The organism is Chryseobacterium endophyticum (assembly GCF_056333165.1).
Map to the genome: position 1 here is coordinate 125,664 of NZ_JBWGXE010000002.1, position 13,514 is coordinate 139,177.

A 13,514-nucleotide genomic window follows, 5' to 3' on the forward strand; every position below is an offset into this window, starting at 1 on the left:
TTGTTATTATGGTATATTTTACATTGTTTTCGATGAAAATTTCACAAAAATTTAAATTTTTTATAAAAAAAATCAGTGAAAAAATAAATGTCAAATTTTGGTTTTTCTAGAACTTTTAAAGGTGAAATTCCTTAAAAATCATCAGCCGATAAAAAAATATGAAAAAAATATTCAGCGCATAATACTGTGCTGAAAAGTAGAGTTATTTTATTTTTATATATTTTTTTAAAACAAATCCGTTAAAAATTAATTTATGTAAATATTTGATAGTCAATTATTTGAAAATTTCCATTTTCAACTCAATAAAATTTACTTCATCACTTGTTGAATTATTAATTTTCCGATTATTAAATTATTTGGTTATTTAAGTGAATTTTAATTGTTTAAAGCTTTTAAAATCTGAATATATTTTAGTAAATTTGAATTCAATAAAAGGTGATATAAAAAACCGGAAAAATAATCCTCTGTCTTTTTTGATATAGGAAATGATAACTAATTATTTTAATTTTACTATTCTAAATTTGGGTCGTAAGGCTTATCTTTAGGTGCTAAATTTTTTTTATTATGAACATAAAACTATTATTATCCGGAATCTTATTACTGTCACTTTTAACGGCTTGTTCGGACAGAAGTGAAGAGGCAGACTCTTCCCCTGTTCAGACAAAAAGTTCCAAAATTTTCATGAAAACAGGTGAAGAAAACAGCGGAACGACAGCGAAAGTAGTAGCGGACTCAATGAAAACCAACGAAATTATCAATGCAACACAAGAAATCTCAGGCGGAATTTCCTCACAACAGGGAGACAATTCAGGAGAAACAATTGACCCGACAAAACCGGACAGGCCTAAGTAAGCTCATTATTGAGATCACGGCTTCTGTTTTTGTAATTATTTCTGCTATATTGCCTTTTCTGAACAATATAGTGGGGTATTTCATGGATGTGAGTGTGCAGCTTGATAACAACGCCGGGGTAAGAAGTCTCGATCTGGATTCTGCAATCTATTTCCTGTCGATACCGGTTTGTATGATACTGTTGGCGTTGGGCGGTCTGTTCAGAGCTAACAGGTTTACTTTTTATGCCGCATTAATATCCGGCTATTTTCACTTAAGCACGTATGTGAAATTTGTGTTTTTCAATCAGAACAAAATTTCTGCTATCGCCGATCTTGCTATTGTAAGTCTGCTTTTGGTGATTATAGTCCTTGTATTTCTGCTGGACAGGTACTACAGGAAAATTTATCTTCTGGATAAATTCAATAACAGTACATTAGAGAGGTTTTCTTCCATATTATTTAAACGATTAGGTAAAAATGAGTAGTCACAGAGATAGATTAAAGATTCTTGTTGCTCTCTCGGATAAATTATGGGAAGATTACGACAATGCAGTAATATCTGAAGAGGAATACATACGAAAAATGAATCTTGTAAAGAAAGAGATTAACAATGGTTTTATCAAAACCCTTGAGGATCTTGAAGTTTTCACCAATGAGCTTGGGTATCTTGTGATGTCTGTGCCTACGAAAAGCTTTATTTACGGATCGGAAAAAATAATCATCAACAAAAACTGATTATTTTACTGTTGTCTTCATGGCTGAAAGAATTTCATTCAACATTTTGTTTTGTTCCGAAATGGCTTTACTGTATTTCTGTTCAATTTTATTAATCTGGCTTTGTAAGAACATCAAACTTTTGTCCTGGGTATTGTACTGGGCAAAAAGGTTCGCAAGTAGATCTCCGATTTTATCATTAATATCATTCGCATAAAGATCATCATTCTGATGGTCTTTTTCATTTTGTGCTGTTTCCGTCAGCAATTCACCTTCACCGGTAATCAGCCAGATGAGGTTATCATTAAGTTCCGGATATATTTTTAGAATTCTGGCAAGTTTGTCTACGCCAAGGTCGCTTTTTAGACCAGCTCCCTTAAAATTCGATGCCGCTATTCCGGTTTCTCTGTAAAAAGACTCCTTTTTAATGCCGTTTTTTTCAAGAAAAATGAAAATTCTTTCTTTTGTGGTCTGAATTTTGTCCATAAATATTTTTTATAGTCGGAATTTAGTCTATATTTGCAAATATAAAACAAAATTACAGAATATCAGTATAAATGAAAAATTATATGCAGTCGGCCAATGACTATTATAGTCATTTTGTACAGCCAAATGATTTTGTTGAGTTTAAATCAGGATTTTTCCTCTCGGAAGGGATTTATAAAATATCCGTTGAAGAGCAGTGCTCCTGGCTTTTACAGATCATCTGTTTTCAGCCTAAATCATCAGAAGGAGAACTTTTGGAATTTTGGACACTGAAAAGAAATGAAGGACTACAATATCTGCTGCAGTGCAAAGACAGCCAAAGCAATATAATTTTTGAAAAGCCTTTTATCTCGCCTGATTTCTTATTTGAGGAAATCGTGATCTGGAAAATTGGCAATTACCTGATCCTGCCGAGTGAATATAATGAATTTGTAAAGCAGATCAGAAATGAAACAGGTACAGAACTTTATCAGAATATCGACAGTAAAACAAAATTGAATTAAAAACCTTTATAATTTATAAACTAAATCTCATGAGTATTATTAAACGAAACAAAAAAAGAAACTCTGCGAATACGCTTTACGATGCATATAAAGCAGCTGAAGATTTATACGAATATAAGCAAGGGTATAAATTGACAAAAGGAATTTTTGATGTATCCAGTGAAGAAGACTGCACGTGGCTACTTGAAATTATTTTAAACGAACAACCGAATTTATCCTGTGAGATCCAGCACTGGCATTTTAAGAGAGTGGAGGGTAATACCTTCACGCTGTATTGCAAGGATGAAGACGGAAATGTGCTTACGGAAGTAAACGATATATCAATACGTTTTTATTTCGACGATCTCTTTTTAATTGTAAAGAAAAATCTTCTGTGCCTGCCTATTGAATACAAAATGTACGCATAGAAAATCTATCATATATTAATATTTTTTGTTTAAGTGCTGATTCATTTATTATTGAATGACAGCACTTAACTTTTTTACCGTATGAGCAGAAAAATATCCCAATGCTCCGTTGCTGATGTTGCTCGGCGGATTCGCTGGCGTAGTTCCTCCACCGGGACCACTTCCTGAAAGCTGAAGAAGAGCAGAATAAAAGGTAAATATATTCTGATCGATACACTGCATTTCTACATTGATCGTGTCTCCCGCTGCAACTTTTATATCTCCCGGATCCGTGTCATCGTTCGGCAGCAGCAAAGGCCTCTGGTTCGGCAATCCATTATTTACATTATCGGAAAACTCTGAAAAAAACTTCTGCGAACTGTCATTTACGGTATACACAAACAGATAACGGTTGCCTAAAGCCGGCGGATCTGTGAACACCGGTAAAAGCGTATAGGTAGTTTCGCTTCCGATGGAGAAAGAATCCTGCTCAAGACCATTGAAGTCAACCGGCTGGGGCATTGTGCTGTTGGCGGTATATACATTTCCATCAACACTTACGCTTAGAGTATAAGTTTTTCCAGGTTCTCCCGTAAAGGTCTGTGCCTCATAATTTCCTCCCCCGATATGCTGAAGGGTTTCCTTGTGTCCCGCATTGTCGCTGAGGGTTACCTGCGCATTGTCGACCGAAGGATACTGGTTGTATTCCGTAAACGCTACGGACTTGGTAATTCTTACAAAATAGGGTCCCGGCTCATCAGTAATGTTTCCTTCAATAACGATTTTTCCGCTTTGATCCTCCAGGTCGAGGTCGATCTCTTTTTTACATGATATCAAACAGAGGGCTGATAATATAATGATGCACGTCTTTTTCATGATTAAAATTTAAAGTTATAAGTGATGTTGGGAACCCATCGGAATAATGAGGTTTGTACAGCTCTGGTCGTCCCGGGTTTGTCGGGATTGTTTTCAAAATTGATGATGTAGGCATTTTCACGGCCGTATACATTATAAACGCCGAATGACCACGAACCTTTAAAACGCCTGTTACTGGCCGGTTCATACGTCGCATTAAGGTCCATTCGGTGATAGGCCGGCATTCGGTCTGCATTTCTGTTGCTGTACTGAAATATAGTCTGCCCGTTGAGCTCATATTTTCCTGTGGGAAAAGTCACCGCATAACCGGTACTGTAAAGAAATAATCCTGAAAAAGACCATTTTGGATTCAGCTGATAAGTGGCAACCACGGAAATGTCGTGTGTCTTATCCAGTCTGGCATTATACCATTGATCGTCATTAATTCCATTGATTTTTCTTTCCGTTTTGGACAGCGTATAGGAAATCCAGCCGGTGAGTTTTCCGCTTTTTTTCTTGGCAATGATCTCAAGACCATAGGCTCTTCCTTCTCCGAAAAGAAGTTCGCTTTCGACATCGCTGCCGGTGTCAAACGTTATTTCGGCACCGTTCTTATAGTCGATCTGGTTCTGCATCGATTTATAATAAACCTCTGCATTCAGCTCAAAATTATTATTGCTGAAATTCCTGCTGTATCCAACGCTTATCTGATCAGCTATTTCAGGCTTTACCGTAAGGCTGCTTCCGATCCACTGATCGGTAGGATTTCCACTTCCGCTGGTGCTCAGCAGATGCAGATTCTGTGTATTCCTGGAATATCCTCCTTTGATGCTGCTGACTTCATTAAGCCGGTAATTGGCCGTGATTCTGGGCTCAAGATTGATATAGGTTTTCCCGAATTTTCCTTTTTCGATAAATTCCGAATTTGTTAAAATACCATTTTCATACGTGTTAAAGGTGTCGCCGCCCAATACACTGAACAGCGCAAGCCTTAAACCGTAATTAACCGTAAAACTTTCAGAGACTTTGTAATCGTCATTGATATACAGCGCATTTTCCCATGAATATCTCGGGTTTCGTGGATAGCTGCTGACACTTGTTCCCGAAGCACTGCTTGGGGTGATCGTATGGTAAACAGACTGAAGACCAAACTTTACAGAATGATTGTTGCCTGCAAACCAGCTAAAATCCTGCTTAAGATTCCAGTCTTCGATTTTGGAAGAAATGCCAAAAGTATTATTGTTACTGCTTAAACTTACATTATAGTTGTAATTGCTGTAAATCAAAGACGTATTGGAAAACAATTTGCTGTTGATGATGCTGTTCCACCGGAGGGTAGTCGTGGTATTTCCCCAATCCGTTGAAAAGGTATTTCCCAATCCTAAGACGTCTCTCCCGAAATATCCCGATAAATAAAGCCGGTTATTGTCGTCGATCTGATAATTAGCCTTTAAATTCAGATCATAAAAATAAAGCTTATTGTTTTTAAAATCGTCGGTCGTTTTCAGGAAAAGATCGGCGTACGTTCTTCTTCCCGACACGATGAATGAAGACTTTTCTTTCTGAATGGGTCCCTCCACGCTCAATCTGCTGCTGATCAGTCCTACACCGCCATTGATGTTATAATCTTTGTTGTTTCCGTCTTTCATCTTGACATCCAGTACGGAAGACAGTCTTCCGCCGTACTGGGCAGGGCTGTTCCCTTTGATGATGCTTACATCCTTCAGTGCGTCACTGTTGAAAGTACTGAAAAACCCCAGAAGATGCGAAGCATTATATACCGAAGCCTCATCCAGGAGAATCAGGTTCTGGTCGGTGGCGCCGCCTCTTACACTGAAACCGCTGTTTCCTTCGCCGGTGCTTTTAATACCGGGCAAAAGCTGTATCGTCTTCATAATGTCTTTCTCACCAAATAAGACAGGAAGTTTTTCGATATTTTTTATACTTAAAGTTTCCGTACCCATCTGGGCAGAGGTCAGGTTTTTGTCCTTTTTTACACCCGAGATTACTACTTCATCTATTTTCGCAACCCTTTCTTCCTCCTGCGGACTCAGTTGCAGATCCTGCTTTATATTGTCTTCAACCGTAACGCTTTGCCGGAAATCTTTGAATCCGGGATAAGAAATAATGAGGTGATAATCCCCTTTGGGAAGTGACAGAGAATAAAAGCCATATTCGTTGGACACTACGGAAACGGTAGGGTCCTCGGCTATTTTTACGGCAACACCAATCTGGAGCTCTCCGGTTTTTAAATCTTTTACGGTACCGCTTACCGAATATCGCTGCTGGGCAAAAACGGCTGTGCTTAAACAAATTGCAGCTGATGAAGCGGCAGTTTTAAATGAAAATATCTTCATTTGGTTTTTTTTGATGAAAATAAATTGAAATTTGACGCTGCTAAAAGTACAATTTTTCGGCGGACCAACCTATCGATCCGTCAATACTTTCAGCTTTCATAAGCCTTTCTGCAAAGAAAAACAAGGTTATTTCAGATGGGTGTTGATAAAATCGGCCAGCATTTTGGTATTGCCGCCATAGTGATGATCACCGGCAATATGTTTCATCTGATAATTGCTTTTTAGACTTATCTGCTGATAAGGAAAATGCGCAAATTCGAAATCACTGAGAATGACCATTAACGGAACCCCGGTCATCTTATTGATCTCCGGAATCACCGGTAAACTTCCCTTAGGTTCCTCCCCGAAATATTCCTCCAGATGTATTTTAAAATCATTGCTTTTTGAAGGTCCGATGATGAATACTTTTTGAATTTTATCCTTCAGGTCACTTGAAAACCTGTTGTATACAAAAGGGGTGACATCGGCTCCAAATGAAAATCCTACAATGATTACATGCTGGTTCTTTCTCCCTTTAAGCTGTTCATTAATATAGTTTTCGATATCGGATGAGGTTTGCTGCGGTGTTTTTTTATTCCAGAAATACGTCTTCGTATTCAAAGCAAAAACATCATAGCCGAAATGATGGAGGTTTTCTCCGAAGTTTTTCGAGAACGTATTAAAACCGGCGTCCCCGCTGATATAGAAAATGATCGGCTTATCGGTATGATCGTTCCATTGGGTGATCTTAAAATCTTGATCGGATTGGCATCCCACTAAACTCACCACGAAGGATACGCAGATGATCCTAAAAATTAAGGTTAAAAATTTTTTCACGGCTTCATTATTTTATTTAAAACGGCTGGCAGCTGAAGTAAGTCCAGATCGTTGTCGTAGATCAGATATTTGTTTTCCCACAGGTCGGCATATTTCTCTTTAAAATTTCTCAGGGTCTGATAATGTTTAAAGCTTCCCACGCGCTGGTAGGCAAATTTCAGGATTTCTTCAGCCGTGTTGTTGGGTTCTTCTATTCCTGCCATGGGGGTCATTCCCATGTTGATGAACTTGAGGTCTTTGCTTTTGGCGTATTCCACAAGCTTTACGATCAGGGCATCGGTACTTCCGCCGGGAGCATTTTCAGTTTTCCGGATCATATCGTAGCTGCATTCGTCAGGAGCACAGAAGGGGATGATATTAAGAAAAGCAATGCATTTCCCGTCAGGGTCGGAGATTGTTATGAGATCCTGGTTTTTTACAACCTCCCGCTCGTACATTCCCTCGGCAAAAACAATTTCTTTTTTGTCGAATTCCTTCAGCCATTCGTTAGAAACATATTCCACCTGATCCAGTGTTTTTTCATCATGCGGAGCATATTTTACCGCTGTGACATATCCTGATTTCTGGAGCGCATTGATTCCGTTTCTCACCGATTTTCTCTCTTTTCCCGTAAGACTGAAATTCTCTGCATCAAGAATGGCATCCTGGCCGATGTAAAGTTTCTGCTTATGAAGCGGATCAAAATAAATAAGACTGCTTTCCCCGACACGGTAATAAGAGGTTTTAAGGCTGTGGTGACGGCAATATTTTTCAAACTCCAGAATAAGATTGGTCTTATCATTCTCTGCACACACAGGATCTTCCAGCACCACCGCAAATCCATTGGCCGTTTTGTAAGAAAGAAAGCCTTCCTTGTTTTCATTAAAGAAAAACTGTTTATCCCAGGTCAGTTTAAAATAATCCAATGAAGAAACGCCGTATTCCCTTACCAGGTTTTCTGCATCGATATGGTCTTGCGTGTCATTTTGTTTTTTGTAGGCATTGGTTTTATAGAACGAAAAAATAAGAACCAGCCATGAAATAACACCTAGAATATAATTAAGCTGCTGAAAATCCCTGGCAAAACCCGTTCTGGGAACCAGTCCGGAATCTTTAAAAAGAAGAAAGGTGTGTAAGGTATAGTATAAAGCCTGCTGTTTCGTGAAGTCGATCCCGAAATGAGATTTACTAATAAAATAAAACGCCAGATAATTAAAAATAAAGATGGCGGCAAAAATCCCCAGAAACCAACCGAATCCGCGCTGAAGCGAAAACCTGCTGGTCCGGAATGTATATTCTTTACGGCTGTAAAACAGCAAGCCAAGCGTAAACAGTGCAAATAAGGCTTCTTCATAATCCAAAGCTTTGGCGATATTGAAAACCACGGAAGTGATAGCAAGGCCCACTGCAAAATACCATGCTCTTTTGGTTCCTTTAAAAAGATTGGCAGAAGTCACCAATAGCAAAACGCCCGCAATAAGTGTAAGCATTTTTGAAAGATGAATAAAATCTAATGATAAATAATTCTTAACCAGATCCAGCCGGTTGGCCAATGCCGGAGTAATAACGGAAAGTATGTTGATGACACCCAGCAGGAAAATCATGAGTACAGGCAACAGCCGGGCAAACAGTTTTCTTCCGCCCCAAAGAAATGCCGCTACGCCCAGGATCAGCGGGAGCCAGAACTCAAAGAAACGGTAAAGAAGCGTGATTCCCAATCCTTGTGAATGCTCGTATCCGAAAGCCGCAAGAATATATGTAAGCGAAAATTCCACAGCCCCCAGTCCTCTTAAAAAAGGAGATACGATCATCAGTAACACGGAAATAACGTATGAAATAGCCGCCGCAGAAAAAGATTCTTTTACGCCGAAGGCATACATGGCAATCAGCAGATGAAAAACCCCGCAAAATTCTATGGCAACCGAAACAGCGATGGTATAGCGGAAATTTTTCCTGTCAACCTCACTGCTGAAAATTTCTTCCGATGAGCTGATGATTTTAGGGAATTTCTTTTCAGTATAACGGTAGAGCCTGTTTTTTCTTTTAAATGAAATAAAGACTCCGTACAGCAAAGAAAGAACGAGAACCAAAACAAGTATTCCGATCCAGCTGTTTCCAAAATTTTTATGAATCGATACCGCATAGAACAGCAGTGGAATTCCAACGATGACCACCGTCAGCAGACCCACAAAGCCATAGATGGCACTGGCCTGGTGAACTTTTGAAGATTTGTAGCCGAGAATTCTTATATTTCTGGGAAGATAGGCCAGTGAACTTACGCCGCCGGCCGGAAGGAAAACACTTAAAAAGTTCCTTTTCAGAAACAGTCCGATGGCATCGGAAATACTGATATTCAGCCCGACACTTCTGAAACTGGTTACATACATTAATCCCTGGAGAAAAATATAGATAAGAGATAAAACAATTCCGGCGAGAATCCACATGGGATCGGAGTTCTTCAGTTGGGGCCCGATAGAGGCCAGTTCATGCCTTTCACTTCTGAAAAAAACAAATGCCAGAAGAAGAACAACGATAGCAAGGATCTCTTTCCAGCGGATTTGCCTGAACACTCCTGATATTTTAAGCGTTTTCATACCGGTTTAATTTCATTTAGCTTTTAACCAAAAATAATTAAAAGTTCCGGATTGCAAATAGGTATGCTCGGTAATTTTAATATTTAAAAAATCTAATGAATGTTTTGTTAAAATTTATTGATCGTCAAAACCGGATAAATATTATTTTAATGATGGTTAAATATGGTATATGTTGAATAAATTTTATTTTTTAACTGATTTAAATGAATATTTGATGATCTTTAATTATTAAGGAATAAACAATTTTTTCCGCATTATTTTTTTCATCATAAGCATTTACGTAATTTTATTCTCTGTATAACAGAATTTATATAATATCATTACAATGGAAGGATATAATTACGGGATGATCGGCCTCGGAGTGATGGGGAGAAATCTTCTCTACAACATTGCTGATAACGGATTCTCAGTGGCAGGTTTCGACCTCGATCAGGAAAAAGTAAACCAGCTGCACAGCGATGCAACTTCAGAAATGAAAATCACAGGAACAGGATCGATGCAGGAATTTGTCGCTGCGCTGGAAACACCAAGGAAAATTATTCTGATGGTTCCTGCAGGAAAACCTGTAGACGCTGTTCTGGATAGCATTTCACCACTCCTCACCAGGGGAGATATCGTTATTGATGCCGGAAATTCTTATTTTCAGGATACCAACAGAAGGGTGGCCGATATGGCAGTAAAAGGTCTGCATTTTATGGGAATGGGGGTGTCAGGTGGTGAAAAAGGAGCCCGTACAGGTCCCAGCATTATGCCCGGTGGCGATGCCGAAGCCTTCAGCCTTCTGAAGCCCATGCTCGAAGCCATTGCTGCAAAAGTAGACCATGAGCCATGTACCGCATATATGGGAAAAGGATCCGCTGGGAATTACGTGAAAATGGTGCATAACGGAATCGAATATGCCATTATGCAGCTCATCAGCGAAGCCTATGATCTTCTTAAAAGAGGAGCAGGTCTCAATAACGATGAGCTTTACGAAGTATTTAAAGAATGGAATAACGGTGAGATGAATTCTTTCCTTATCGAAATTACCAGGGATATATTCAAACAGAAAGATACTTTAACAAACAGTGATCTTTTAGATCAGATCCTCGACAAAGCCGGCGCAAAAGGCACCGGAAAATGGACCTCAGAGCAGGCCATGGAAATAGGTGTGTCGATCCCCACCATCGATATTGCGGTTACTTCCAGGATTTTATCAGCCTATAAAGAAGAAAGAATCCAGGCTTCAGAGATATATTCCGAAAAAGAAATCACAAACCCTGAAGACAAAGAATTGTTTATCCGTGAGGTAGGAGATGCCCTTTATTTGGCCACCCTCATCAGCTACGCACAGGGCTTGGCTTTATTGATAAAAGCTTCGGAAGAATATCAGTTTGAAATTCCTTTAAAAGATGTCGTAAAAATCTGGAGAGGAGGATGCATCATCCGTTCTTTACTGTTAGAGAAATTTTATGCCGCCTACACCGAAAATCCTGAACTGACCAATATTTTACTGGATAAAGAAATCTCTTTACTGGTAAAATCTAAAATAAAATCATTACGCAAAACGTCATCATACGCAGTTCTGAACGGGATTCCGAGTCTCGGTCTGCAGACAGCTCTGGGATATTTTGATGCTTATACCACCAGATCTCTGCCTGTCAATCTTATCCAGGCACAGAGAGATTACTTCGGAGCACACACGTATCAGAGAATCGACAGGGAAGGGGTCTTCCATACTTCTTGGAACAGTACAAATCAATAAATTTCGGAAAAATGAACGACAATAAAAGCCTGAGACCTACGACCGTAATTATCTTCGGGGCAACAGGCGATCTTGCAAAAAGAAAACTATTTCCGGCATTTTATAACTTATATATCGACGGAAGAATGCCTAAAGGATTCAATATTCTCGCTTTAGGCAGGGCAGACAATAAAGATGAAGATTTTAAGAACTATGTGAAGGAAAATCTTGAAAGCTTTTCAAGAAAGAAACTGACCCAGGAAGACTGGGCGGGTTTCCAGGCACATATTACCTATTTCAGACATCAGCTGGATGAAGAAAATTCATACAATGACCTTCAGAAGAAACTCGATGATTTCGATAAGATTTACGGAACAAGGGCCAACAGGTTATTCTACCTCTCTATCGGACCCAATTTCATATCTACGATCTCCAATCATATCAAAAGCAGCTCACTGGCTTCGGATCCTAAAAAAGACCGCATCATTATCGAAAAACCTTTCGGGCATGATAAGCAGTCGGCAATCGAACTCAATAACCTCCTTTCCGAAACCTTTGAAGAAGAACAGATCTACCGTATCGACCATTATTTAGGCAAAGAAACGGTGCAGAATATTCTTGCTTTCAGATTTGGAAATTCCATATTCGAGCCGCTTTGGGATTCCAAGCACATTGAATCGGTTCAGATTACCGTAGCCGAAGAAGTCGGTGTGGAGACAAGAGGAAGCTTCTATGAGCAGACCGGCGCACTGAGAGATATGATCCAGAATCACCTGCTGCAGATCCTCTGCATGGTAGCCATGGAACCACCTGCATCACTGGGATCCGGTGAAATCCGTGATCGCAAGGTAGATGTGCTCAAGTCGATCCGCAGAATTCCGGCAGATAAAGTTGATCACTATGCAGTAAGAGGGCAGTACGGAAGAAATGTAGTGAATGGCGTAGAGTCTAAGGGCTATCGCCAGGAAAATGGTATCGCACCCGACTCCAACACGGAAACCTTTGCGGCAGTCAAGTTTTATCTCGATAATGAGCGTTGGCAGGGTGTTCCTTTCTACGTTCGCACCGGGAAAAAAATGAAAGAGAAACACTCTTATATTACCATTCAGTTTAAGCCCCTTCCGCATTCCACTTTCTCAGATACCCAACATTTGCTGTCGGCCAACAGGCTGGTCATTAATATTCAGCCGCTCATGGATATCAGGTTGCAGTTTATGGCCAAAAAACCGGGACTTTCACTGGCTCTTGAGCCGGTAGAAATGATTTTCGATTATTTCGTATGCCAGGAAGACACGCCCGAAGCGTATGAAACGCTGCTCCTTGATGCGCTCTTAGGGGATCTAACCCTGTTTATGCGTTCCGACCAGGTAGAAGAAGCCTGGGACGTCGTAAAAACCATTCAGGAAGCATGGGCCAATAATAAAGATGCCTCGTTTCCGAATTATAAAGCCGGAACATGGGGCCCTGATGAAAGCTTTGCACTCGTTGAAAGACAGGGACACAGCTGGTGGTAAAATTGTTTAATATAAAAAACTGAAAATGAATATCACAGTATTTGATGATTTAGATACATTATATAAAGAAGCCGCCGATACTTTTGCAGAACTCGCCGGAAAATCAATACAGAAAAAAGGAAGTTTTGCCGTAGCACTCAGCGGAGGTTCCTCTCCAAAAGCTATTTTTAAATTGCTCGCCACAGAAGAATATGCCACGAGAATCGACTGGAACAAGATCGATTTCTTTTGGGTTGATGAAAGATGGGTGCCGTTAAATGACGACAAAAGCAACGCGAAAATGACTTTTGAAACATTGCTTGATAGAGTGCCGGTAGACCGTGGTCGTGTTTTTCCAATGTATAAAGACAATGTTCTTCCGGAAGATTTTGCAAAGGAATATGAAGCACAGATCCGAAATGTTCTTGGAGATGAAGGAATTTTTGATTTTATCCTTCTGGGGATGGGTGATGATGGGCATACGGCATCGTTATTTCCGGGTGAAAAAATTCTGCATGAAAAGGATAAATGGGTCGATGCCTATTACCTGAAACCCCAGGAAATGTTCAGAATCACACTCACCGCACCGATCATCAATAAGGCGGAAAATATATTAGCTGTTGCATTTGGCGAAACCAAAAGACATGCCCTGAATGAAATCCTCAACGGAGCCTACAACCCGGAATTATATCCGATGCAGCTTATCGAGAAAAAAGAAAATTTCAGGTTTTTTACCGATCATAAAGCGATGGGAAATTAAAATGTAAATAATCGG

13 protein-coding genes are annotated in these 13,514 nt (G+C 39.6%); 8 read left to right on the plus strand and 5 right to left on the minus strand.

All coding sequences use genetic code 11. From position 1 onward, the window contains the following. The first annotated feature begins 564 nt into the window (after positions 1-564). From AC0N32_RS05060 to AC0N32_RS05070, 3 genes are read left to right on the plus strand one after another with little or no spacing between them, the layout of a single operon-like run. A complete protein-coding gene (locus AC0N32_RS05060; RefSeq protein WP_476392773.1) occupies positions 565-852 on the plus strand; it encodes a hypothetical protein in 288 nt (95 codons plus the stop codon). Further along, on the plus strand, positions 758-1,318 hold the full coding sequence (locus tag AC0N32_RS05065) for a hypothetical protein (RefSeq protein ID WP_476392774.1): 561 nt from the start codon (positions 758-760) through the stop codon (positions 1,316-1,318). The genes AC0N32_RS05060 and AC0N32_RS05065 overlap by 95 nt, the downstream gene beginning before the upstream one ends. Next, positions 1,311-1,568 carry a hypothetical protein gene (locus AC0N32_RS05070; protein ID WP_476392775.1) on the plus strand — a complete coding sequence of 86 codons (258 nt, stop codon included), beginning with the start codon at positions 1,311-1,313 and terminating at the stop codon, positions 1,566-1,568. Before AC0N32_RS05065 ends, AC0N32_RS05070 begins: the two co-directional genes overlap by 8 nt. On the opposite strand, the gene AC0N32_RS05075 is transcribed toward AC0N32_RS05070, so the two are convergent. After that, complete coding sequence (locus AC0N32_RS05075; protein WP_476392776.1) at positions 1,569-2,033, minus strand: hypothetical protein; 465 nt, start codon at positions 2,031-2,033, stop codon at positions 1,569-1,571. A gap of 71 nt (positions 2,034-2,104) precedes the next feature. On the opposite strand from AC0N32_RS05075, the gene AC0N32_RS05080 reads away from it, so the two are divergent. Continuing rightward, positions 2,105-2,536 (plus strand): DUF6876 family protein, encoded by a 432-nt coding sequence (locus AC0N32_RS05080; protein WP_476392777.1) that lies wholly within the window; start codon positions 2,105-2,107, stop codon positions 2,534-2,536. Between the two features lie 29 nt (positions 2,537-2,565). Continuing rightward, positions 2,566-2,943 carry a DUF6876 family protein gene (locus tag AC0N32_RS05085; protein WP_476392778.1) on the plus strand — a complete coding sequence of 126 codons (378 nt, stop codon included), beginning with the start codon at positions 2,566-2,568 and terminating at the stop codon, positions 2,941-2,943. 48 nt (positions 2,944-2,991) lie between these two features. On the opposite strand, the gene AC0N32_RS05090 is transcribed toward AC0N32_RS05085, so the two are convergent. The 4 genes from AC0N32_RS05090 to AC0N32_RS05105 form a co-directional block, all read right to left on the minus strand. Beyond that, a complete protein-coding gene (locus AC0N32_RS05090; protein WP_476392779.1) occupies positions 2,992-3,798 on the minus strand; it encodes a DUF4249 domain-containing protein in 807 nt (268 codons plus the stop codon). A 2-nt stretch (positions 3,799-3,800) separates the two neighbouring features. Further along, a complete protein-coding gene (locus tag AC0N32_RS05095; RefSeq protein WP_476392780.1) occupies positions 3,801-6,134 on the minus strand; it encodes a TonB-dependent receptor in 2,334 nt (777 codons plus the stop codon). A gap of 126 nt (positions 6,135-6,260) precedes the next feature. After that, entirely contained in the window at positions 6,261-6,950 is a 690-nt protein-coding gene (locus AC0N32_RS05100) for an AcvB/VirJ family lysyl-phosphatidylglycerol hydrolase (RefSeq protein ID WP_476392781.1), read from the minus strand. Continuing rightward, positions 6,947-9,523, minus strand: coding sequence for a flippase-like domain-containing protein (locus AC0N32_RS05105; protein ID WP_476392782.1), 2,577 nt, complete (start codon positions 9,521-9,523; stop codon positions 6,947-6,949). The genes AC0N32_RS05100 and AC0N32_RS05105 overlap by 4 nt, the downstream gene beginning before the upstream one ends. 325 nt (positions 9,524-9,848) lie before the next feature. Between AC0N32_RS05105 and gndA the strand changes: the two genes are divergently transcribed. Genes gndA through pgl form a run of 3 tightly spaced genes read left to right on the plus strand, consistent with a single transcriptional unit; the run spans position 9,849 to position 13,499 of the window. After that, the gene (gene gndA / locus AC0N32_RS05110) at positions 9,849-11,267 is read left to right on the plus strand and encodes an NADP-dependent phosphogluconate dehydrogenase (protein WP_476392783.1); all 1,419 of its coding nucleotides are present in this window, start codon (positions 9,849-9,851) and stop codon (positions 11,265-11,267) included. 11 nt (positions 11,268-11,278) lie between these two features. Then, positions 11,279-12,760: a glucose-6-phosphate dehydrogenase gene (gene zwf / locus AC0N32_RS05115; protein ID WP_476392784.1), complete on the plus strand. Its 1,482-nt coding sequence runs from the start codon at positions 11,279-11,281 to the stop codon at positions 12,758-12,760. Between the two features lie 25 nt (positions 12,761-12,785). After that, positions 12,786-13,499 carry a 6-phosphogluconolactonase gene (pgl, locus tag AC0N32_RS05120; protein ID WP_476392785.1) on the plus strand — a complete coding sequence of 238 codons (714 nt, stop codon included), beginning with the start codon at positions 12,786-12,788 and terminating at the stop codon, positions 13,497-13,499. The last annotated feature ends 15 nt before the right edge of the window (positions 13,500-13,514 follow it).

What these genes read in the sequence shown, in the direction of transcription:
- AC0N32_RS05095 (WP_476392780.1), bottom strand. Translation starts at nt 6,134, where the DNA reads ATGAAGATATTTTCATTTAAAACTGCCGCTTCATCAGCTGCAATTTGT.
- pgl (WP_476392785.1), top strand. Translation starts at nt 12,786, where the DNA reads ATGAATATCACAGTATTTGATGATTTAGATACATTATATAAAGAAGCC.
- AC0N32_RS05085 (WP_476392778.1), top strand. Translation starts at nt 2,566, where the DNA reads ATGAGTATTATTAAACGAAACAAAAAAAGAAACTCTGCGAATACGCTT.
- zwf (WP_476392784.1), top strand. Translation starts at nt 11,279, where the DNA reads ATGAACGACAATAAAAGCCTGAGACCTACGACCGTAATTATCTTCGGG.
- AC0N32_RS05080 (WP_476392777.1), top strand. Translation starts at nt 2,105, where the DNA reads ATGAAAAATTATATGCAGTCGGCCAATGACTATTATAGTCATTTTGTA.
- AC0N32_RS05105 (WP_476392782.1), bottom strand. Translation starts at nt 9,523, where the DNA reads ATGAAAACGCTTAAAATATCAGGAGTGTTCAGGCAAATCCGCTGGAAA.
- AC0N32_RS05065 (WP_476392774.1), top strand. Translation starts at nt 758, where the DNA reads ATGCAACACAAGAAATCTCAGGCGGAATTTCCTCACAACAGGGAGACA.
- AC0N32_RS05060 (WP_476392773.1), top strand. Translation starts at nt 565, where the DNA reads ATGAACATAAAACTATTATTATCCGGAATCTTATTACTGTCACTTTTA.
- gndA (WP_476392783.1), top strand. Translation starts at nt 9,849, where the DNA reads ATGGAAGGATATAATTACGGGATGATCGGCCTCGGAGTGATGGGGAGA.
- AC0N32_RS05070 (WP_476392775.1), top strand. Translation starts at nt 1,311, where the DNA reads ATGAGTAGTCACAGAGATAGATTAAAGATTCTTGTTGCTCTCTCGGAT.
- AC0N32_RS05090 (WP_476392779.1), bottom strand. Translation starts at nt 3,798, where the DNA reads ATGAAAAAGACGTGCATCATTATATTATCAGCCCTCTGTTTGATATCA.
- AC0N32_RS05075 (WP_476392776.1), bottom strand. Translation starts at nt 2,033, where the DNA reads ATGGACAAAATTCAGACCACAAAAGAAAGAATTTTCATTTTTCTTGAA.